The organism is Bacillus cereus group sp. BfR-BA-01453, from assembly GCF_022662915.1.
Lineage (GTDB): Bacteria > Bacillota > Bacilli > Bacillales > Bacillaceae_G > Bacillus_A > Bacillus_A paranthracis.
Genome location: NZ_JAKUEN010000002.1, coordinates 103,675 through 124,328 on the forward strand (window position 1 = coordinate 103,675; position 20,654 = coordinate 124,328).

Genomic DNA, 20,654 nt, shown 5'->3' on the forward strand with positions numbered 1-20,654 from the left:
GATATGTATGAGTTTTTTTACACTATATAAACGAGATGTAGTTAACGTTATAAAAAATCCAACGCTTTTAATAATAAATTCCATATTTCCATTGTTGTTTATTATGATTTTTAGTTATTTAAGTTCAGACTATTATGGTGACAAAGAAATTACATCTTACGATTATTATGGAATTACTATACTAGTTTATTGTGTATTAAACGTGTCAATGACGGCATCTAATAGTTTCATGGAAACGAGTTTGAAAAGTAGTAATTTACGAGTAATATATAGTCCGATTCGTATGGGATATGTTTATGTTGCAAAAGTAATGGCGACTTTTACGGTAACGTCTATTTGTTTACTATTGGTTATGTTAATTGTACATGGTTGTTTAAATGTAAGTTATGGAGGTAGTAATACTATTTATGTCATTATAATTTTATTTTTGTTTAACTTTTTCTCCTCGATAGTGGGCGTACTGTTTTGCTGTATTTTTAAAAGTGAAGAAATAACGAATATGATATTAAGTATTGTAAATAATGTTTTAGCGATTCTAGGAGGGCTATTCTTTTCTCTTGACGGATATGGGGAGCTAACACACACTCTATCTTATATTTCACCTGTAAAGTGGATTGTAGAATGTGTAATGAAAATTATATATGACCAAGATTTAAGTCTAGTTATTACCACAAGCACTATACTTATCATTATGTCTAGCTTCTGTTTGTTACTTTGTAAGTTATTTTTTAAGGTGGAGGATTATGTATGAATGAAATAAGAAGTATTTTCAAAAATAATATGAATCGTGCTTTAAGTAAGAAAGGCTATATTTTTTTAACGATTACTTTTTTAAGTATCTCTATAGCACTGGCTATTTTTTTTACAGTGAAGTTTGAAATGAAAGCAAATGTAGCTTATGTAGGGAAAATGGATTCCTATGTTTCAATACAGGGAATCAATCTCGTGCAAGTAAATAAAATGCCGGCTATGTCGGAATTTGTGACGAAAAAGTATGATGCGGTAATTACCCCAGTAGGAAATGGGGAGATAGAAGTGAAAACAATAAGAGGAAGTGAGTTTAAAAAAGAACTAGAAAAGACAATTCAAAAAAAAAATAATATACCATTTCAATCAAAGAGAAAAATAGGGACAGCCATATTAGGATACACTTGTATGTTTATTTTAATAAGTACTGTAATGTTTATGAGTTTTTATGCGGAAGAACGTGAAAAGGGGATGTTTACACGTATTGTTTCATCCAAAATATTTATTGCGAATTACTTATTAGGGCATATTATATTTACCTTTTTTATGTTATATATACCAACTATACTCGTTTTAATTATCGAAAAGAATATGTTTAAAGTGGATATAGGTTTTAGTTATTTACAATATAGCTTTTTAATAGGATTACTTATACTATTTGGAATTTCGTTTTCTTTATTTATGAGCACAGTAGTGAATAAAATAGATAACGCAGTATCGATTTCGTCTTCAATTATTGTTTTAACATCTATTTTGTCAGGATTGTTTTTTACTGTGAAGGAAAAGGGGACAATATTTGATTGGATTGTTAGTTTGTTCCCGCAGAAACAATATCTTTTATTTGCTGAATCGATAGAAAATGGAAATCGATTTGTAAATAGTGTAGGTCATCTATTATATATACTTGTTATAATTGCGATATTTTTTGCGCTGAGTATATGGTTAAATAGAAAGAAGGTAATATTAGGTAAAATATAAAATGAAAATGGATTTTTATAATGTGAATAGTAAGGTGATTTAATGAATAAAGATTTTCAAATCATTTCGACAAAATTAATAGCGCCAGTTCCACGTAAAAATTATGTGGAACGAGAGCATATTATTCGGAAATTGCAGCATATATATGATTATAAAGTGATAGTTATTAAGGGTGAAGCGGGTAGCGGAAAGACAACAGTTTTAGCATCATTTTTATTAGAAAATCCTCATTTATCAGCAACTTGGATTTCATTAGATAGAGAGAATAATACGCTGTTTTCTTTTTGGCACTACATGTTGGCAAGTTTGCGTCATTTTATAAAAGGTGGAGATGATTTACTCTCTCTATTTCAAACAATTATGCATAAAGCGGAATTAGAAAATATAATTGTATCTTTAATTAATCTCTTGAATGTAGAAGAAAATATTACGATTGTATTAGATGATTTCCATTGCATAGATGATCAAGATGTATGTGAATCTATCATGTATTTTATAAAATATTCTTCGTCTAATGTTCGAGTTATTTTTTTGATGAGAAATGAACTAAGTATATATATTGGAGATCTATTAGTAGAAGGAAAAGTGTTAGAAATAGATAATATGGATTTGCGTTTTTCATCTCTAGAGGGAGAACATTTTATCCAAAGAACACTTGGGCTAAATATGAAACGAGAACTTCTTCAAAAGATGAATAGTTTGGCAGAAGGCTGGATTGGTGGTTTACAATTACTTGCACTTGCACGAATAGATCGCAATGATGAATTGAAGAATATAAAGGTATTGAATAAGCATGTAATCGCATATTTGTCCAATGAAATTTTAAAATCTTTAGAAGAAGAGGAAAAAAGTTTTCTTATAAAGACTTCTATTTTAAATTATTTTAATGAGAATATTTGTAATGAATTACTAGGAATAGAGAATGCTAAAGAAATATTAACTCGTTTGCTTCAAAAACATTTATTTATAATAGTGGTTGATGAAAATGCAGGAATATATCGTTATCATGCAATTTTTCAAAAGTTTTTACAACATTATTGTAATGAATTAAGTGAACGAGAAAATTTATATATACATGCATCAACTATATACGAACATTTAAATGATTTTGATGAATGTATAAAACTACTATTAGAAGTGAAAAGTTATGAATTGGCTTTAACTAAAATAGAACACTATGCGCAAAACCGAAAAGGATGGGGATATTTGAGATTTATTCCTTTATCCTTTGTTGTAAAGCGTAGAGAGATGGCTTTACAGCTTATTTTTTATTATTATTGCAATTTAGAATTAGAACGTTGTAAAGAGTTGTTAAAAGCAATTTACGAACAAAGTGAGGGGGGGCAACCTTGGAGGTTATTTGATTTTTGTAAAGCCTTAGTGACGGAAGAAAATTTATATGTGGATGTACAACTCACTCATGAAATTGATGAAATGAATGTAAGTGATGTTACGAAAGCGATTATGTATGTGGAATTTTCATTTTTTTTACGATATCAAGATCGTGTTCAAGATGCTCTTTATATGCTGGAAAAAGCTCAAAGGATTGAGGAAGATCTTGAAAATCCATATGTTAAAATGGTTATTTTTAGTTCATTGAGTCAAATAAAAGAAGATTTAGGAGACTTGAATGAATGTGAAGTATTATACAAGACAATGAATGATTTAATGAAGCAGTATCCATCATTATTGTCACTGGAAGGTAGTTGTGCTATTGGTATTACAGGTGTGTATGCGAAGAGAATGCAATTGCATTTAGCGGAACAATCATTACAACGTGTTTCAAGTAAGGAGTTAGCATTAGAAAAAGCGTATTTATACAATGTGATGGAAGTGCAAGTGTTAAAAGGCGAGAAACAGAGTGCTAAGGGAACGATAGAGAAATTACAAACATTTTCGATATATAAAAATGAACAATATTTAGCGTCAGTCTTAAAATATGCAGTAGAACTTAGTGAAGATTATACAGAGCAAATTGAAAAGTTTATTTTAATGTATCATGAAAAAATGGCGCGAAAAAAGCTACGTATCGAAGATAAGCTGTTATATGCAAAAATTATATTTCGAAAAGGAAACGTGCAAGAAGCTATACAGTTGGTAGATGAAGTTGCAGAGTTTACAAGAAAGAATAAAATGAAGCTTATGCTTATTGAAGCAATACTGTTGAAAATTTACATATTAAAAAAAGAAAAAAATGATATGCGTGAACTTTTGAATTTGATGAGAGAAGCAATTTATTATAGTTATGAAAATCATATAATCTCTCCATATATATTAATGATGGAACAAATAAAACCATTACTTATACAGTTGAAAAAAGAGAGAATAGAAAGCATTAACAAGGAAGAAAAGAAATTTATATATATTTTATTGGGAGGAAACGAGCAAAGAGATAGCGTATTGAGCCAAAGAGAATTAGAAGTTTTAAAAATTTTATCGACTGGTGCTAAGAATAAAGAAATCGCTGAAAGACTCTGTATTTCAATTGCAACGGTGAAAACACATATAATTAATATATACGCTAAGCTGGAGGTCTCTAATCGAGTGGAAGCAATTAATAAAGCGACTGAAGATGGATTAATATTATGATAAATAAAAAACAGCCGGAAATCGGCTGTTTTTTTATTTAGTGCTGATTCTGCTTACGAGCTTGCTCTGGTGTATCCAGTCCAGTTGCACCCGGATATTGTAGTGATTGGTCGCGGTCAGATTCAACGCGGCGTGATTCTCTTAGTTTTCTTTCTTGACGATCTTTACCCATAATGAATAGCACCTCCTTATTAAAAGTGTTGCTGTTATCGGAAAAAACTATGCGTGAAGAAAGTGGATTAACTTTCATAAAAAGTTCCCATAATGGAAAACATAGGAGGTGAAATGATGGAAGGGAGTACTTTTTATTTTGTAGCTTGGATAGGGTGGATTGTCGTAACTTTTTTTATGAAAAAGGACTCTATTCGGTGGAAGATAAGCGCCTGTATATTGATTTTTATTATTTGTTCTCCGTTACATGTAACGATTGCTTCATTCACAGTATCAGTAAATGCACTTTTACTTTCTGGTATAGCTTTTATAGCACTCACCCTCTATTCTATTTGGAAAAAATTATATAGCTTACTTTCGGCACTTATTATTGCAATGTTATATACAAGTTTTCATTTGTTAGAAGTATATGATCCAATTTGGATTGTGGTGGACAGGTTGTTTTTGTTAAGTAGTGCTCTTGTATATGCATCCGTTTTATTACATGAGGATCGCATATTACGACTATGTTCTCTTTATATAGGAATGTTACAGGGAGAATTGTTTGTGACAATTATTTTTCGGAAACTGCATTTTCCTTACGATTACGGTAGTTTAGCGTTTTTTGATATCGTTGCTGTTTCTACATTATTCATGGCAATTTTATTTTGGATTGCGAAAGTCTCCGTACACATGGAACAGTTTAAGAGGAAAACACGTAAAAGAAAGGCGAGGGTAATACATGATTGAATATACACCGGCCATTTTATGCGGCGTAATAGCAGGGACAGTAACGAGAGTGCTCATGCTTCGGACAGATACCCGGCAATATCCGACGAGGCTCCACGGGAAAATTATTCATATTGCGATGGGGTTAATTGCGGCGGCTTTAGGAGCGATTGCGATTCCGTCTATATTGAAAAAAGATTTTTCTGCCATTACGTTTCTTACGTTAGCAGCAACACAGTTTCGTGATGTGCGTAATATGGAAAGAAATACATTGCAACAATTAGATGGTTATGAGCTTGTACCACGTGGGAATACATATATTGAAGGAATTGCATTAGTTTTTGAAAGTCGCAACTATTTGGCGATGTTAACGTCGTTTGTAACGACGTTTGCTTATATAGGGTTCCGTTCATGGATTGCTGGAGTAGTTATGGCTATCATCGCATTTTTTATCGCGAAAAAATTAATGTCTGGTAAGAGGTTGCATGATCTTGTTGATATCGAGCATGTTCCACTTCGTTTTGAAGGAGCGGGGCTGTATATTGATAATATTTACATTATGAATATTGGATTGCCAGCAAGACAAGAGGAAATTATGAAGTATGGAATGGGTTTTATTTTAAGACCGAAATCAATTGATGCGATGGTGACAATCTCTAACTTAGGACAACGACAAGCTATTTTACATGATGTTTCTGTTGCTTTAGGAATTTATAGAGATTCTGGTACGCCGGCACTTGTACCTTTAGCAAAGCGTGATTTAGAGGATGGCAGGGTTGGAATCTTTGTCTTGCCACAAGATCAAGATGCGGAGAAAGCGATAGGTGTCATAGGGAACGTGCCGACGTTAGAAAGTGCTGTTCATATGTCATCAGAAGCCCCGAAAGGAAGGGGAGATAAGAGATGATGTTAGAAAGTGTAATTCTTGCAGTTATTACAACGACCCCGGAGAAGTTTGCTGGTGGTGCCCCTCTATTTACTTGTGAATCGACAGAGGAATTAGAATTTGTTGCAAATAATTTAGAGGCAATTCTAGACGGCATTGCGCATCGCTTACAAGAGAATGTATATATTATTGTGAAACATTAGCAACGTGTGTTATAATGTGAGGTGTTTTGATACGTTGAGAAATATTCTGGAATGCAAATCCCTTCTTGCACAAAGAAGGGTTTTTTACATAATAAACAGAAGCAAGTTGAAAGGATGAAAGTATATGCCGAAACCAGTAATAGCAATAGTAGGCCGCCCGAACGTAGGGAAATCTACTATTTTCAATAGAATTGTTGGAGAGAGAGTTTCAATCGTAGAAGATATTCCAGGTGTAACGCGCGATCGTATTTATAGCGCTGGAGAATGGTTAAATCATGAATTTAACATTATTGATACAGGTGGAATTGATATTGGAGACGAGCCATTTTTGACACAAATTCGTCAACAAGCTGAAGTGGCAATTGATGAAGCGGATGTTATCATTTTTATGACAAATGGTCGTGACGGTGTAACAGCAGCTGATGAAGAAGTTGCGAAAATATTATATCGTTCAAATAAACCGGTTGTACTTGCAGTAAATAAAGTGGACAATCCGGAAATGCGCAGTGACATTTATGATTTCTATGCATTAGGATTTGGTGAGCCATTCCCAATTTCAGGTACACACGGATTAGGATTAGGTGACTTATTAGACGAAGCTGCACAGCATTTTCCAAAGATTGAAGAAGACGGATATGATGAAGATACAATTCGTTTCTCTTTAATTGGACGTCCAAACGTAGGGAAATCATCACTTGTAAATGCTCTTCTTGGTCAAGAGCGTGTAATTGTTAGTAATGTAGCAGGAACAACTCGTGATGCTGTCGATACACCATATAGTAAAGATGGAAAAGATTATGTAATTATCGATACAGCTGGTATGCGTAAAAAAGGGAAAGTGTATGAAAGTACAGAAAAGTATAGTGTACTTCGTGCACTAAGAGCGATTGAACGTTCTGACGTTGTTTTAGTCGTTTTAGATGGTGAAGAAGGAATTATTGAACAAGATAAAAAAATCGCTGGATACGCTCATGATTCAGGACGAGCTGTCGTGATTGTTGTAAACAAATGGGACGCAGTGAAAAAAGATGAGAAAACAATGAAAGCATTTGAAGAAAACATCCGTGCTCATTTCCAATTTTTAGAGTACGCACCGATTGTATTCTTATCTGCAAAAACGAGAAAACGTACACAAACGTTAATACCGGTTATCGATGAGGTAAATGAAAGCCATAGTATCCGTATTCAAACGAACGTATTAAATGATGTAATTATGGATGCGGTAGCGATGAATCCAACGCCAACGCATAATGGTAGTCGTCTGAAGATTTTCTATGCAACACAAGTTGCGGTAAAACCACCAACATTTGTTGTGTTTGTAAACGATCCAGAACTATTGCACTTCTCATATGAGCGCTTCTTAAAGAATCGTTTACGTGAATCATTCGGCTTTGTAGGAACACCGATTCACATTATCGCTAGAGCAAGAGACTAATGGAGAGGATGTGATTTTATGACAAAAATCACAGTAGTTGGAGCAGGTAGCTGGGGAACAGCGTTAGCGATGGTATTAGCTGACAATGGGCATGATGTACGTATTTGGGGAAATCGTTCTGAACTTATGGATGAGATTAATACAAAACATGAGAATAGTCGATATCTCCCAGGAATTACATTGCCAAGCACAATCGTAGCCTACTCTTCTTTAGAAGAAGCATTAGTAGATGTAAATGTAGTACTTCTTGTAGTACCAACGAAAGCGTATAGAGAAGTACTGCAAGATATGAAGAAATATGTAGCAGGCCCGACTACTTGGATTCATGCAAGTAAAGGAATTGAACCTGGTACGTCAAAACGTATTTCGGAAGTGATTGAGGAAGAAATTCCAGAGGGCTTAATTAAAGATGTTGTTGTACTATCTGGACCGAGTCATGCTGAAGAAGTTGGGTTACGTCAGGCGACAACTGTTACATCTGCAGCAAAGCGTATGGAAGCGGCTGAGGAAGTACAAGATTTGTTTATGAATAGTTACTTCCGTGTATACACAAATCCAGATATCGTTGGAGTTGAACTTGGTGGTGCGTTAAAAAATATTATCGCATTAGCTGCTGGGATAACTGATGGTCTTGGATTAGGTGATAATGCGAAAGCGGCATTAATGACGCGTGGTTTAACGGAGATTGCTCGTTTAGGAAGAAAAATGGGTGGAAATCCGTTAACGTTTGCTGGTCTAACTGGTATGGGAGACTTAATTGTAACTTGTACAAGTGTCCATAGCCGAAATTGGCGTGCTGGGAATTTGCTTGGAAAAGGACACTCTTTAGAAGAAGTGTTAGAAAGCATGGGTATGGTTGTCGAAGGTGTAAGAACAACGAAAGCTGCGCATGAGTTGGCAGAGAAAATGGAAGTGGAAATGCCGATTACAGCTGCTTTATATGACGTCTTATTCAATGGGAATAATGTAAAAGATGCAGTGGGCTCATTAATGGGGCGTGTTCGAAAACATGAAGTGGAAGCTATACCTGACTTACTTTAAAGAAAAGCGACAGAAGTACAATTGTACTTCTGTCGCTTTTTATTTTTTTGGGTCTTTTCACCATTTTTTTATTTTTGCATAGGATGAAGAGTAACTTGAGGAGAGGGTGAAAAGAATGGATAACAACATTTTTAATAACATTGAAAAAGAAGCGAAAGTGAATAAAGAAGATATTTTTAAATTAGCATCATCTGTACAAAATGCGAATTTACGTGATGAGACTGTACTTCGTCAATTGATTCATCAAGTGGCTCTTATGGCAGGACGTGAGGTGCCGAAAGAACAAGAGGATCAAATTGTAAAAGCGATTATTAACAATAATATGCCGACAGATTTTGGCTCGTTAAGCAAAATGTTTAAAAAATAAAATATGAGAAACAAAGAGTTTGTAAATTGCATATGATAGCCATGAAAGTATGGGAATAGAGCTGTTTTGGGCATATTTGGTCAACCGAAGCGAGAGGTATGCTTGCTTCGGTTTTATTTTTATCTAGACTGGTGGAAAATGCTGAAAAACCTATTGATTAAAACTACATATTCTCGATTTGTAGTAAAATGTTCTTTTTTGTATTTGTTTAAAGATTTTAATTTGTTAAAATAGTATAAAAATAGATTAATAAAAAGGGGTGTGTATATGTCGGAAGGGCTTATAAAAATGTGGTTTGCTTTAGGAGCAATTGGATTTATGTTTTTTGCAGTAAGTTTTATTTTACTAAGCAGATATAAAATAAAGAATAAAGTTTTGAAAGGGATTACAGCATTGGTAGCGTACACCCTCATGATTGTGTCAGGAATTGTTATTTTTCTTGTTGTATTTAGTGGACCTGTGCAGCAGTAAAGGGCATGGTACGGAGCGAGTTATATTAGTATGAAAAGGTGATTACTAGTGAAAAAAGTCCATATTATTTTAATATTTTGTTGTATGAGCATTTTAACAGGGTGTCTGTATCCAAAAGAAAATATGAAACAAAATGCTGTTCCTTATGAAGATCAGTTGCAGGTCGTTCAAAAAGCTGTTGCGACATTTAAGGAGCAAAATGACGGGATATTGCCAATTAAGACGCGGGATATGAATACGCCTATTTATCAAAAATATCCAATCGATTTTCAAAAGATTTCTCCGCGTTACATACAAGAAGCACCAGGGAATGCCTATGAAAGCGGGGGAGTATATCAATACGTATTAATAGACGTTGAAACAAACCCAACAGTAAAGTTAATTGATGTGAGGATGGCTGAACAAATTCAGCAATTATCATTAAAGCTTAGGATGTATCGAGATGAACATCAATATCCACCATTTAAAAAGGTAATTTCAGATGGTGTGTATGAATTAGATTTCAAAAAACTTGGATATAAAGATGTACCGCAAGTGACAAGTCCGTATTCTGGTAAAGGCCTTCCTTTTGTAATTAATGAGAAGGGAGAAATTTATGTTGATTATAGAATCGACTTATATGAAGCGTTGAAAAAAAATGAAGGGCAATTTAAGGAGGGGGAAGATATTCGAAATATACTTTCGAAAGATTCTCCGTTTGTACCTGCGTATTCTTTACCGTATACGGTAAAGAATGGAGAACCAATTTTTTTAAAATCATAAGTCATGAACCTTTCTTTTAGTGAATAAGTTCTAGAAGAAAGGTTTTTTATGTTACACAACTTGCGATGCAAACAAAAGGTATTTTTTAATAGTCATATGAAATTGGACAAAATTATATGATATATTGTCCGAACTTCTAGAATACCATTATATTATATCAGATATTATAGGCAACGTTAGAGAAGGTATTAGTTGACTATAAACGTGGAATTATTCCCAAAAATATTGAGGGAGGGAATCACTTGGAAAAGGTAGATATTTTTAAAGATATTGCGGAACGCACAGGCGGTGATATTTATTTTGGAGTTGTAGGAGCTGTTCGAACAGGGAAATCAACATTCATTAAAAAATTTATGGAACTTGTAGTTATTCCTAATATTGAAAATGAGTCTGACCGTCAAAGGGCGCAGGATGAACTACCTCAAAGTGCTGCTGGCCGTACAATTATGACGACGGAACCGAAATTTGTTCCAAACCAAGCGGTTTCTATCGAAGTAGATGAAGGTCTTGAAGTGAATATTCGATTAGTAGATTGCGTCGGATATACTGTTCCAGGAGCAAAAGGTTATGAAGATGAGAATGGCCCGCGCATGATTAATACTCCTTGGTATGAAGAGCCTATTCCATTCCATGAAGCTGCAGAAATCGGAACACGTAAAGTAATTCAAGAACATTCAACAATTGGTGTTGTAATTACAACAGATGGAACGATTGGTGAAATTCCAAGAAGAGATTATATAGAGGCAGAAGAACGCGTCGTAAATGAGCTAAAAGAAGTCGGAAAACCTTTCATTATGATCATTAACACTGTACAGCCGTATCATCCAGATACAGAGCAATTGCGCCAAAGCTTATCTGAAGAATATGATATCCCAGTCATTGCGATGAGTGTTGAAAGTTTAAGAGAAACAGATGTATACAATGTACTTCGAGAGGCGTTATTCGAGTTCCCTGTTTTAGAAGTGAATGTGAACCTTCCGAGCTGGGTAATGGTACTAAATGAAGGGCATTGGTTACGCCAAAGTTATCAAGAAGCCGTTCAAGAGACTGTGAAGGATATAAAACGTCTTCGTGATGTAGACCGTGTCGTATGGCAGTTTAGTCAGTATGAATTTATTGATCGAGCGAGCCTAGCTGGCATTGATATGGGGCAAGGCGTAGCAGAGATTGATTTATATGCACCAGATGAATTATATGATCAAATTTTAAAAGAAGTAGTAGGAGTAGAAATTCGAGGGAAAGATCATTTATTGAAGCTTATGCTCGATTTATCTCATGCGAAAATAGAATACGATCAAGTGGCGGATGCTCTGCGTATGGTCAAACAAACAGGATATGGTGTAGCGGCGCCTGCGTTAGCTGACATGAGTTTAGATGAACCAGAAATTATTCGTCACGGTTCAAGATTTGGTGTGAAATTAAAAGCTGTAGCTCCATCTATTCATATGATTAAAGTAGATGTGGAGTCTACGTTTGAGCCAATCATTGGTACGGAAAAACAAAGTGAAGAACTAGTTCGTTACTTAATGCAAGATTTTGAAGATGATCCATTATCAATTTGGAATTCTGATATATTTGGACGTTCACTGAGTTCTATTGTTCGGGAAGGCATTCAAGCGAAACTATCTTTAATGCCAGAAAATGCGAGATATAAATTAAAAGAAACGCTAGAAAGAATTATTAATGAAGGATCTGGCGGATTAATTGCGATTATATTATAAGAAAAAATCCCTCTCATCGTAGAGGGATTTTTTAATTTTCGCATATAGAATAGGAAAATAAACAGCTATTATCTAATATATTGTTGTAAATTGTCAAGTTTCATCAGATTTTCACATTTTAAGAGTAACAATTTCCTTAAAAATATTGAATTATAAAGGAGAATCGTATAATATAGGCGTTGATAATGATTTATCTACATCTTTGTAGTATAGAATTTGCAAAAATTGCCTACAAATGAAAGTAAGACTCATTTTATGATCATTATACAGTCTTATCTTTGGGAGGAGGTGAATGGCATGAACAAGACAGATTTAATCAATGCTGTTGCAGAAGCAAGTTCCCTTTCTAAAAAGGACGCAACAAAAGCAGTAGACGCTGTTTTTGATTCTATCTTAGAAGCTTTAAAACAAGGTGATAAAGTACAACTGATCGGATTCGGTAACTTCGAAGTTCGTGAGCGTGCGGCTCGTAAAGGTCGTAACCCACAAACAGGTGAGGAGATTGAAATCGCTGCAAGTAAAGTACCTGCATTCAAACCTGGTAAAGCATTAAAAGATGCGGTTAAATAATCCTTACATATTAACAGGGAAGAAGAGTTTCCTTTTTGGAAACTCTTCTTTTTGCTTTTAAAAACATAAATATGCTAGAATGTGTTCGTATCACTTTTAGGTTTTCGGGAGGGCTAGCGGATGGCAAAAGTTAATTTAGAACAAATTGAACATGCAGTACGCCTTATTTTAGAGGCAATTGGAGATGATCCTAATCGAGAGGGAGTACTTGATACACCAAAGCGTGTTGCAAAAATGTACGCAGAAGTGTTCTCAGGTATGCATGAAGATCCGAAAGAACATTTACACAAAGTGTTCGGAGAAGATCATGAGGAGCTTGTACTAGTAAAAGATATACCGTTTTATTCGATGTGTGAGCATCATTTAGTTCCATTCTATGGAGTTGCTCACGTTGCATATATTCCGCAAGGCGGAAAAGTGACAGGGTTAAGTAAATTAGCTCGTACTGTAGATACAATTGCACGTCGTCCACAACTGCAAGAACGTATTACATCAACAGTAGCGAACTCTATTATGGAAGTACTAGAGCCGCATGGTGTAATGGTAGTAGTAGAAGCGGAACATATGTGTATGACGATGCGCGGTGTGAAAAAGCCAGGTGCAAAAACAGTAACAACAGCAGTACGTGGTGTGCTAGAAAATGATGCTGCAGCACGTAGTGAAATTTTATCTTTTATTAAAACGAAGTAAAGAAAAGTGGGAAACTGCTTTTCTTTTTTTTTTTTTGTAAATAAATGATATAGTTTTAGCGAGGCAGAGTGAGAATAGAAAGATTACTTAAAAGAATAGAAGATGTTATGTAGTTCGGTAGAAGTTTGGAAAGAGTAGCCAAGTTTTGGTTATAGAAAATAGAGTGTATGTGTTATAATAAGTTTTATGAATTAGAAAACAAGGGTGATTTTTGTGTGTGACATCTACGGAGGGTATGCGGGTATAAGAGAGAAATTGATGGTGAAATTACGCCATCCTTATTTTATAAACTATATTGAAGAACCATTTATTGATGAAGAGAAAATCGCATTGTTATATGGTGCTTTAAAAGGTGCAAATTTACATATAGAACAAATTGAGCATTATGTAGTGACGATTATGCTTGTGCAAATTGCGCTTGATACACATGAAAGAGTATCAAATAAAGCAGGGGAAGAAGCGAATGAATCGCATAAGCGTCGCCAGTTAACAGTGCTTGCTGGTGATTACTATAGCGGGTTATATTATTACTTATTGTCTATGAATCGTGATATTGTTTTAATTCGTGCGCTTGCTGAAGGAATTAAAGAAATTAATGAACACAAAATAATGTTATATCAAAAAGCGCATAAAACGGTGGATGACATAATGGAAAGTGTAGTAATGATTGAGTCTGCACTGTTGCAAAAAACATGTGATCATTTTCATTTAGCGCATTGGAAGCCGTTTATAACGTATGTACTAGGAAAAAATCGTCTCCAAAAAGAATGTGAACTACATGTTAATAAACAACATTCACCTGTTTTTCAAGCTGTTCAAGGGATTGTGAACGATAAAGCAGATGCAGAAACAGTTATGAATGGATGGATGATGAAACTTGGAAAGAAAGAAAATCAATTTTTAGAAAATCACACAGATATAAGCGAAATAAACTCTGTGTTAAGAGATACATCGAAGACATAAGCAATTTTACATTGGAAGAAGGTACGAGCATGCAACAATCAAAAGAAGAAAGAGTACATGATGTATTTGAGAAAATCTCTGATAAATACGATGTGATGAATTCTGTAATTAGTTTTCAAAGACATAAAGCGTGGCGCAAAGAGACGATGCGCATTATGGATGTAAAACCAGGTAGTAAAGCGCTTGATGTATGTTGCGGAACAGCGGACTGGACAATTGCGCTAGCTGGAGCGGTGGGTGAACAGGGCAAGGTTGTTGGTTTAGACTTCAGCGAAAATATGTTATCTGTTGGTAAGCAAAAGGTAGAGGCGTTACAATTAAAACAAGTAGAACTTCTGCACGGGAATGCAATGGAACTTCCATTTGAAGATAACACGTTTGATTATGTAACGATTGGATTTGGTTTACGTAATGTACCGGATTATATGCACGTATTAAAAGAAATGACGCGTGTAGTAAAACCAGGTGGAAAAGTAATTTGTTTAGAAACATCTCAACCAACAATGATTGGTTTTCGACAAGGTTATATTTTATACTTTAAATATATCATGCCGTTATTTGGAAAGTTATTTGCGAAAAGTTATAAAGAATATTCATGGCTACAAGAATCTGCTAGTACATTCCCAGGTATGAAAGAATTGGCTAATATGTTCGAAAAAGCTGGACTTGAACGTGTGCAAGTGAAGCCATTTACTTTTGGGGTAGCAGCGATGCATTTAGGCATGAAACCAGAATCAAAATAGAAAAAAGAAGTTTTAGGTTAAGGTGAACAATATGAAGTTACAACTTATGTACTCTTTTTTACGATCGGATATTAATGTGATAGAAAAAGAATTAAAAAAGACAGTTGCTTCTGAACAGCCATTAGTAGAAGAGGCGGCATTACAACTTATTGAAGCTGGTGGGAAGCGAATTCGTCCTGTATTTGTGTTGCTTGCGGGGAAATTTGGAGATTATAAGTTAGATGCAATTAAGCATGTAGCTGTTGCGTTAGAACTTATTCATATGGCTTCTCTTGTTCACGATGATGTTATTGATGCTGCGTTTTTACGACGTGGTAGTGCAACTGTGAATGCGAAATGGGGAGATCGTATTGCAATGTATACAGGGGACTATTTATTCGCTAAGTCTCTTGAATGTATAACGAATATTGAAATTCCAGAGGCGCATCAGGCGCTATCGCATACCATTTTAGAAGTTTGTAAAGGTGAAATCGAACAAATTAAAGATAAGTATAACTATGACCAAAATTTAAGAACATATTTAAGAAGAATAAAGCGAAAAACCGCTTTATTAATTGCTGCAAGTTGCCAACTAGGAGCGATTGCTGCTGGCGCTAATCGTGATACGGTAAGCCGTCTGTTTTGGTATGGCTATTTCGTAGGGATGTCGTATCAAATTATTGATGACATTTTAGACTTCGTTTCTACAGAAGAGAAACTTGGAAAACCTGCTGGGGGCGATTTATTGCAAGGAAACATTACGCTTCCTGCCTTATATGCTATGGAAGATCCAATCCTTTGTAAGAAAATCAGATCTGTACATGAAAATACAACAGCGGACGAAATGAAAGAAATTATTGAAGCTGTAAAGAATAGTGCTGCTATTGATAAAGCATTTGCGTTTAGTGAACGTTATTTACATAAAGCATTAGAAATGATAAAACCACTCCCACGTGGACAAGCAAAGTATGCATTACAAAATGTAGCAAAGTATATTGGAAAACGAAAATTTTAGTGTTTTTTCTAAAAAATAAAATAATCTCTCTATTTCAAAACTATTGCACAATTGTGATAAGGGTGTTAATATGTGTGTGGGGATATACAATTACATACATAATTCAGAAGTGGAGAGATTTTTTATGGAAAAAACATTTCTAATGGTTAAACCAGACGGTGTACAACGTGCCTTCATTGGGGAAATTGTAGCTCGTTTTGAGAAGAAGGGCTTTCAATTAGTTGGTGCAAAATTAATGCAAGTCACTCCAGAAATCGCTGGACAACACTATGCTGAGCACACAGAAAAACCTTTCTTTGGTGAATTAGTAGACTTTATTACATCTGGTCCTGTATTCGCAATGGTATGGCAAGGTGAAGGTGTAGTAGATACAGCTCGTAACATGATGGGTAAAACAAGACCACATGAAGCAGCTCCTGGAACAATTCGTGGAGATTTCGGTGTAACTGTTGCAAAAAACATTATCCATGGTTCTGATTCGTTAGAAAGTGCAGAGCGCGAGATTGCTATTTTCTTTAAAGAAGAAGAATTAGTTGACTACTCAAAATTAATGAATGAATGGATTTACTAATTATTTTGAAATAATTTGTAAACGCTTTAATCACTGTGATAATAGTAGAAAGTGCAAGGAGAATAGGGGTATTCTTCTTGCACTTTTTTTATTTCTATTAGTTACGAAGTTAGAGCTGTTATGATATATTGATATGTAAAGTAAAGGCCTATCGGAGAATAAGCGAATGGCTGATGTATGAATAACTCTTTCATATTTTTAGAGTAATGAAAGATAAAATTATTGCTTAATATAGCGAGATAAATACATATACGAAAAGAGGAATAACGTATGCGATATATTACAGCTGGTGAATCTCATGGTCCACAACTTACAACGATTATAGAAGGTGTTCCAGCCGGACTGCCATTAGTAGCGGATGATATAAATGAAGAGTTAGCTAGAAGGCAAAAGGGATATGGGCGTGGTAGACGCATGCAAATTGAAACAGATCAAGTGCAAATTGTAAGTGGTGTTAGGCATGGAGAGACATTAGGTTCTCCAATTGCACTTGTTGTTGAAAACCGTGATTTTGCACATTGGACAAAAATTATGGGTGCAGAGCCGTTAACGGAACAAGAAGAAAAAGAAATGAAAAGGAAAGTAACAAAACCAAGACCTGGACATGCTGATTTAAATGGTGCGATTAAATATGGTCATAGAGATATGAGAAATGTACTGGAACGCTCTTCGGCACGCGAAACGACAGTACGTGTTGCTGCTGGTGCGGTTGCAAAAAAAGTGTTAGCGGAACTTGGTATTGCAGTAGCAGGCCATGTAATTGAAATTGGCGGTGTACAGGCTAAAGAGACTACGTATCGTTCAATTGAAGAATTAAAAAGTATTACTGAAGCATCACCTGTACGCTGTTTAGATGAAGAAGCTGGTAATCAAATGATAAAAGCAATTGATGATGCGAAATCAAATGGTGATTCAATCGGTGGCATCGTGGAAGTAATTGTGGAAGGAATGCCAATTGGAGTAGGCAGCTATGTGCATTATGATCGAAAACTAGATGCAAAATTAGCAGCCGCAATAATGAGCATTAATGCCTTTAAAGGGGTCGAGATTGGAATTGGTTTTGAAGCAGCACATAGACCAGGAAGTGAAGTTCATGATGAAATTCTTTGGAATGAAGAACATGGATATACACGAAGAACAAATAATGCAGGTGGTTTAGAAGGTGGAATGACGACTGGAATGCCAATTGTTGTGCGCGGTGTGATGAAACCGATACCTACACTATATAAACCTCTTCAAAGTGTTGATATTGATACGAAAGAGCCTTTTACAGCAAGCATTGAACGTTCAGATAGTTGTGCTGTTCCAGCCGCTAGTGTCGTTGCAGAAGCGGTTGTAGCTTGGGAATTAGCGACAGCTTTAATAGAACAATTCGGATTAGATCGTATGGACCTTATTCGTGAAAATATTGAGAAACATAATGAATATGCGAGGGGATTTTAATGGGAAACATACATATTCAAACGAAATCAAAAGAATATGATGTATATGTAGGAAAAGAATCGTTGTCACATTTGACAACAATCGTTCAAAATATGCATCCATCTGTATCAAATATTATGATCATTTCAGATGAAGCTGTTGCATCTTTACATTTACAGACAGTTGTAGATGCATTGCAAGTAGAGCAAAAAGTATTTTCATTTGTCGTACCGAGTGGTGAAAAAGAGAAGTCTTTTGAAAATTTCTACGCAGCTCATACGTCAGCTCTTGAAAATAAATTAGATAGAAATTCTTTAATTATCGCACTTGGAGGCGGGATGATTGGAGATTTAGCTGGTTTTGTTGCTGCATCGTTTATGCGTGGAATTCGCTTTGTTCAAGTTCCAACGACTTTATTAGCCCACGATAGCGCGGTAGGTGGGAAAGTAGCAATCAATCATCCGTTAGGTAAAAATATGATAGGTGCATTCCATCAACCGGAAGCAGTTGTATATCATACGCCGTTTTTACAGTCTCTTCCTGAAAAAGAGTGGCGTTCGGGTTATGCAGAAGTGATAAAACATGCTCTAATTGGTGATGTAAAGCTATATCATTGGCTAAAAGAAGAAGTGCAAACATTAGCAGATCTTCGTGATGAGAAATTAATCCACATATTAACGAAGGCAATTCCTGTAAAGGCAAACATTGTAGCACAAGATGAAACAGAAAAAGGTGTACGTGCTCATTTGAACTTTGGACATACGTTAGGCCATGCTCTTGAAAAAGAACTAGGATATGGAAATATTACTCACGGTGACGGAGTAGCGGTTGGAATGTTATTTGCTATATTCTTAAGTGAACAAGTGTATAAGGTGAATCTTGCTTATGAAGAGATGAAGCAGTGGTTTTTAAAGTACGGCTATCCAAAAATGCCAAGTGATTTAAGTGTAGAACGCCTCGTCGGGTTGATGAAACAAGATAAGAAAGCGAATGCAGGGACAATTCATATGGTACTTATGCAGGAATATGGGGTAGTGAATGTCGTATCTATTCCTGATGAGACTGTTCATATTGCGTTAGAGGCATTTCAAAAGGATATGGTTGAAAAATAAATGATAAAGAGTAGCCATGAAGTGCTTATTTTGAGGTGTTTTCGTAATAGTGACGGTTAGGATAAAAGATTACAGTAAAGGGCTAAAATTGTATTGTAATCGAATTCAATAAAATGACTGGGGGAAGAAAAATGAGAGTAAAAGAACAATTGTTAACTTTGAGAGCATATGTACCTGGGAAAAATATTGAAGAAGTAAAAAGGGAATATGGGTTATCGAAAATTGTGAAATTGGCATCGAACGAAAATCCGTTCGGTTGCTCAGCACGCGTAACAGAAGCATTAACTTCTTTAGCGAGTCAATACGCTCTTTATCCAGATGGACATGCCTTTGAACTTCGTACAAAAGTAGCAAAACATTTAGGTGTTAAAGCGGAACAACTGTTATTTGGTAGTGGATTAGATGAAGTCATTCAAATGATTAGTCGTGCGTTACTACACGAAGGAACAAATGTTGTAATGGCGAATCCAACATTCTCGCAATACCATCACCATGCTGTTATTGAAGGAGCAGAAGTTCGTGAAGTATCACTTAAAGATGGCATTCACGATTTAGATGCGATGTTACAGCAAGTAGATGATCAAACGAAGATTGTATGGATTTGTAACCCGAATAATCCGACAGGTACATATGTAGAAAAACAAAAATTACTTTCATTTTTAGAATCAGTTCCTAAGTCAGCGCTTGTTATTATGGACGAAGCATATTATGAATATGCGGGAGCAGAAGACTATCCGCAAACATTACCACTTCTTGAAAAGTATGAAAATCTTATGGTATTACGTACGTTTTCAAAAGCATATGGTCTAGCTGCTTTCCGTATCGGATATGCAGTTGGTAATACGGAGTTAATCGGGCAGTTAGAAGTAGCGAGGTTACCATTTAATACATCGACTGTAGCGCAATCTGTAGCACTTGCTGCATTAGAAGATCAAGCATTTTTACAAGAATGTGTGAAAAAGAATGAAGAAGGATTACATCAATATTACGCATTTTGTAAGGAATATAATGTATTCTATTATCCATCTCAAACAAATTTCATTTTCCTAAAACTCGGTATTCCTGGTAATGAAGCTTTCGAACGATTAATGAAAAAAGGATATATTGTTCGTTCTGGTGCTGCATTTGGTATCGATGATGGCATTCGTATTACTGTCGGTTTGAAAGAAGAAAATGATGAAATTATAGAGTTACTGAAAGAACTTGTAAATGAGCAAGTACAGAAAGAGGAAACATATTCTTAAGAGATTGTGAAGGCTCCTATTAGAGGAGTCTTTTTTATCGCATTAAAAAAGTTGAAGTTTGGTAATTAAGTTGTTCTGTAAATCACGATTTGTATGGCTCGATAATTAGTGGGAGAAGTTATTTGCACGGTCATAAAAGAAAGCGGTACAATAGAAGAAGATAAGAAGGTATCGGTATCATATCCGAACCTTTTGAACAATTAACTACTCTGTAAGAAGAAGCATGCACATTCTAAAGGTTGCGTTCTAACAATGAGTTGCTTATG

General features: G+C 35.2%; 22 protein-coding genes. 21 read left to right on the plus strand and 1 reads right to left on the minus strand.

The features are described 5' to 3' along the window. The first annotated feature begins 7 nt into the window (after window positions 1-7). The 3 genes from MR070_RS05275 to MR070_RS05285 are packed head-to-tail and all read left to right on the plus strand — an operon-like array spanning window position 8 to window position 4,314. On the plus strand, window positions 8-751 hold the full coding sequence (locus MR070_RS05275; RefSeq protein WP_138322250.1) for an ABC transporter permease: 744 nt from the start codon (window positions 8-10) through the stop codon (window positions 749-751). Beyond that, window positions 748-1,725: an ABC transporter permease gene (locus MR070_RS05280; RefSeq protein ID WP_242260706.1), complete on the plus strand. Its 978-nt coding sequence runs from the start codon at window positions 748-750 to the stop codon at window positions 1,723-1,725. The genes MR070_RS05275 and MR070_RS05280 overlap by 4 nt, the downstream gene beginning before the upstream one ends. A gap of 42 nt (window positions 1,726-1,767) precedes the next feature. Beyond that, the gene (locus tag MR070_RS05285; protein ID WP_242260708.1) at window positions 1,768-4,314 is read left to right on the plus strand and encodes a winged helix-turn-helix domain-containing protein; all 2,547 of its coding nucleotides are present in this window, start codon (window positions 1,768-1,770) and stop codon (window positions 4,312-4,314) included. Window positions 4,315-4,351: 37 nt separating this feature from the next. Here the strand turns inward: MR070_RS05285 and MR070_RS05290 are convergent, their stop codons facing one another. Then, window positions 4,352-4,486, minus strand: coding sequence for a YpzI family protein (locus MR070_RS05290; protein WP_000513900.1), 135 nt, complete (start codon window positions 4,484-4,486; stop codon window positions 4,352-4,354). A 116-nt stretch (window positions 4,487-4,602) separates the two neighbouring features. On the opposite strand from MR070_RS05290, the gene MR070_RS05295 reads away from it, so the two are divergent. The 18 genes from MR070_RS05295 to hisC all read left to right on the plus strand — a co-directional run bounded on the left by MR070_RS05295 (window position 4,603) and on the right by hisC (window position 20,388). Beyond that, on the plus strand, window positions 4,603-5,214 hold the full coding sequence (locus MR070_RS05295) for a YphA family membrane protein (protein ID WP_242260710.1): 612 nt from the start codon (window positions 4,603-4,605) through the stop codon (window positions 5,212-5,214). Beyond that, on the plus strand, window positions 5,207-6,100 hold the full coding sequence (locus MR070_RS05300; protein ID WP_000575281.1) for a YIEGIA family protein: 894 nt from the start codon (window positions 5,207-5,209) through the stop codon (window positions 6,098-6,100). Before MR070_RS05295 ends, MR070_RS05300 begins: the two co-directional genes overlap by 8 nt. Beyond that, window positions 6,097-6,282, plus strand: coding sequence for a capping complex subunit for YIEGIA (locus MR070_RS05305; RefSeq protein WP_000979054.1), 186 nt, complete (start codon window positions 6,097-6,099; stop codon window positions 6,280-6,282). Before MR070_RS05300 ends, MR070_RS05305 begins: the two co-directional genes overlap by 4 nt. A gap of 124 nt (window positions 6,283-6,406) precedes the next feature. Next, a complete protein-coding gene (gene der / locus MR070_RS05310; protein WP_001125893.1) occupies window positions 6,407-7,717 on the plus strand; it encodes a ribosome biogenesis GTPase Der in 1,311 nt (436 codons plus the stop codon). 18 nt (window positions 7,718-7,735) lie between these two features. Continuing rightward, on the plus strand, window positions 7,736-8,758 hold the full coding sequence (locus tag MR070_RS05315) for an NAD(P)H-dependent glycerol-3-phosphate dehydrogenase (RefSeq protein ID WP_000161779.1): 1,023 nt from the start codon (window positions 7,736-7,738) through the stop codon (window positions 8,756-8,758). A gap of 115 nt (window positions 8,759-8,873) precedes the next feature. Further along, window positions 8,874-9,125 (plus strand): stage VI sporulation protein F, encoded by a 252-nt coding sequence (locus MR070_RS05320; protein ID WP_000369754.1) that lies wholly within the window; start codon window positions 8,874-8,876, stop codon window positions 9,123-9,125. A 267-nt stretch (window positions 9,126-9,392) separates the two neighbouring features. Then, window positions 9,393-9,596 carry a DUF2768 domain-containing protein gene (locus tag MR070_RS05325; RefSeq protein ID WP_001288998.1) on the plus strand — a complete coding sequence of 68 codons (204 nt, stop codon included), beginning with the start codon at window positions 9,393-9,395 and terminating at the stop codon, window positions 9,594-9,596. Window positions 9,597-9,644: 48 nt separating this feature from the next. Beyond that, complete coding sequence (locus tag MR070_RS05330) at window positions 9,645-10,358, plus strand: hypothetical protein (protein WP_049113550.1); 714 nt, start codon at window positions 9,645-9,647, stop codon at window positions 10,356-10,358. 242 nt (window positions 10,359-10,600) lie between these two features. Next, window positions 10,601-12,079 (plus strand): stage IV sporulation protein A, encoded by a 1,479-nt coding sequence (gene spoIVA / locus MR070_RS05335; protein WP_000416519.1) that lies wholly within the window; start codon window positions 10,601-10,603, stop codon window positions 12,077-12,079. Window positions 12,080-12,376: 297 nt separating this feature from the next. Then, a complete protein-coding gene (locus MR070_RS05340) occupies window positions 12,377-12,649 on the plus strand; it encodes an HU family DNA-binding protein (RefSeq protein ID WP_001043860.1) in 273 nt (90 codons plus the stop codon). A gap of 120 nt (window positions 12,650-12,769) precedes the next feature. Further along, entirely contained in the window at window positions 12,770-13,339 is a 570-nt protein-coding gene (gene folE / locus MR070_RS05345) for a GTP cyclohydrolase I FolE (RefSeq protein WP_001151482.1), read from the plus strand. 213 nt (window positions 13,340-13,552) lie between these two features. Next, a complete protein-coding gene (locus MR070_RS05350; RefSeq protein ID WP_041184091.1) occupies window positions 13,553-14,302 on the plus strand; it encodes a heptaprenyl diphosphate synthase component 1 in 750 nt (249 codons plus the stop codon). 29 nt (window positions 14,303-14,331) lie between these two features. Beyond that, window positions 14,332-15,045 carry a 2-heptaprenyl-1,4-naphthoquinone methyltransferase gene (gene menG / locus MR070_RS05355; protein ID WP_001187667.1) on the plus strand — a complete coding sequence of 238 codons (714 nt, stop codon included), beginning with the start codon at window positions 14,332-14,334 and terminating at the stop codon, window positions 15,043-15,045. Between the two features lie 31 nt (window positions 15,046-15,076). Next, window positions 15,077-16,039, plus strand: a complete 963-nt coding sequence (hepT, locus tag MR070_RS05360) for a heptaprenyl diphosphate synthase component II (RefSeq protein ID WP_000776082.1) — start codon at window positions 15,077-15,079, stop codon at window positions 16,037-16,039. A gap of 124 nt (window positions 16,040-16,163) precedes the next feature. Further along, window positions 16,164-16,610: a nucleoside-diphosphate kinase gene (gene ndk / locus MR070_RS05365; RefSeq protein WP_000415885.1), complete on the plus strand. Its 447-nt coding sequence runs from the start codon at window positions 16,164-16,166 to the stop codon at window positions 16,608-16,610. A 270-nt stretch (window positions 16,611-16,880) separates the two neighbouring features. Further along, the gene (gene aroC / locus MR070_RS05370; RefSeq protein WP_044790553.1) at window positions 16,881-18,053 is read left to right on the plus strand and encodes a chorismate synthase; all 1,173 of its coding nucleotides are present in this window, start codon (window positions 16,881-16,883) and stop codon (window positions 18,051-18,053) included. Beyond that, window positions 18,053-19,144 carry a 3-dehydroquinate synthase gene (gene aroB, locus MR070_RS05375; protein ID WP_044790552.1) on the plus strand — a complete coding sequence of 364 codons (1,092 nt, stop codon included), beginning with the start codon at window positions 18,053-18,055 and terminating at the stop codon, window positions 19,142-19,144. The genes aroC and aroB overlap by 1 nt, the downstream gene beginning before the upstream one ends. 131 nt (window positions 19,145-19,275) lie before the next feature. After that, the gene (gene hisC / locus MR070_RS05380; RefSeq protein WP_001264005.1) at window positions 19,276-20,388 is read left to right on the plus strand and encodes a histidinol-phosphate transaminase; all 1,113 of its coding nucleotides are present in this window, start codon (window positions 19,276-19,278) and stop codon (window positions 20,386-20,388) included. Window positions 20,389-20,654: the final 266 nt, after the last annotated feature.

What these genes read in the sequence shown, in the direction of transcription:
- MR070_RS05275 (WP_138322250.1), top strand. Translation starts at nt 8, where the DNA reads ATGAGTTTTTTTACACTATATAAACGAGATGTAGTTAACGTTATAAAA.
- MR070_RS05280 (WP_242260706.1), top strand. Translation starts at nt 748, where the DNA reads ATGAATGAAATAAGAAGTATTTTCAAAAATAATATGAATCGTGCTTTA.
- MR070_RS05285 (WP_242260708.1), top strand. Translation starts at nt 1,768, where the DNA reads ATGAATAAAGATTTTCAAATCATTTCGACAAAATTAATAGCGCCAGTT.
- MR070_RS05290 (WP_000513900.1), bottom strand. Translation starts at nt 4,486, where the DNA reads ATGGGTAAAGATCGTCAAGAAAGAAAACTAAGAGAATCACGCCGCGTT.
- MR070_RS05295 (WP_242260710.1), top strand. Translation starts at nt 4,603, where the DNA reads ATGGAAGGGAGTACTTTTTATTTTGTAGCTTGGATAGGGTGGATTGTC.
- MR070_RS05300 (WP_000575281.1), top strand. Translation starts at nt 5,207, where the DNA reads ATGATTGAATATACACCGGCCATTTTATGCGGCGTAATAGCAGGGACA.
- MR070_RS05305 (WP_000979054.1), top strand. Translation starts at nt 6,097, where the DNA reads ATGATGTTAGAAAGTGTAATTCTTGCAGTTATTACAACGACCCCGGAG.
- der (WP_001125893.1), top strand. Translation starts at nt 6,407, where the DNA reads ATGCCGAAACCAGTAATAGCAATAGTAGGCCGCCCGAACGTAGGGAAA.
- MR070_RS05315 (WP_000161779.1), top strand. Translation starts at nt 7,736, where the DNA reads ATGACAAAAATCACAGTAGTTGGAGCAGGTAGCTGGGGAACAGCGTTA.
- MR070_RS05320 (WP_000369754.1), top strand. Translation starts at nt 8,874, where the DNA reads ATGGATAACAACATTTTTAATAACATTGAAAAAGAAGCGAAAGTGAAT.
- MR070_RS05325 (WP_001288998.1), top strand. Translation starts at nt 9,393, where the DNA reads ATGTCGGAAGGGCTTATAAAAATGTGGTTTGCTTTAGGAGCAATTGGA.
- MR070_RS05340 (WP_001043860.1), top strand. Translation starts at nt 12,377, where the DNA reads ATGAACAAGACAGATTTAATCAATGCTGTTGCAGAAGCAAGTTCCCTT.
- folE (WP_001151482.1), top strand. Translation starts at nt 12,770, where the DNA reads ATGGCAAAAGTTAATTTAGAACAAATTGAACATGCAGTACGCCTTATT.
- menG (WP_001187667.1), top strand. Translation starts at nt 14,332, where the DNA reads ATGCAACAATCAAAAGAAGAAAGAGTACATGATGTATTTGAGAAAATC.
- hepT (WP_000776082.1), top strand. Translation starts at nt 15,077, where the DNA reads ATGAAGTTACAACTTATGTACTCTTTTTTACGATCGGATATTAATGTG.
- ndk (WP_000415885.1), top strand. Translation starts at nt 16,164, where the DNA reads ATGGAAAAAACATTTCTAATGGTTAAACCAGACGGTGTACAACGTGCC.
- aroC (WP_044790553.1), top strand. Translation starts at nt 16,881, where the DNA reads ATGCGATATATTACAGCTGGTGAATCTCATGGTCCACAACTTACAACG.
- aroB (WP_044790552.1), top strand. Translation starts at nt 18,053, where the DNA reads ATGGGAAACATACATATTCAAACGAAATCAAAAGAATATGATGTATAT.
- hisC (WP_001264005.1), top strand. Translation starts at nt 19,276, where the DNA reads ATGAGAGTAAAAGAACAATTGTTAACTTTGAGAGCATATGTACCTGGG.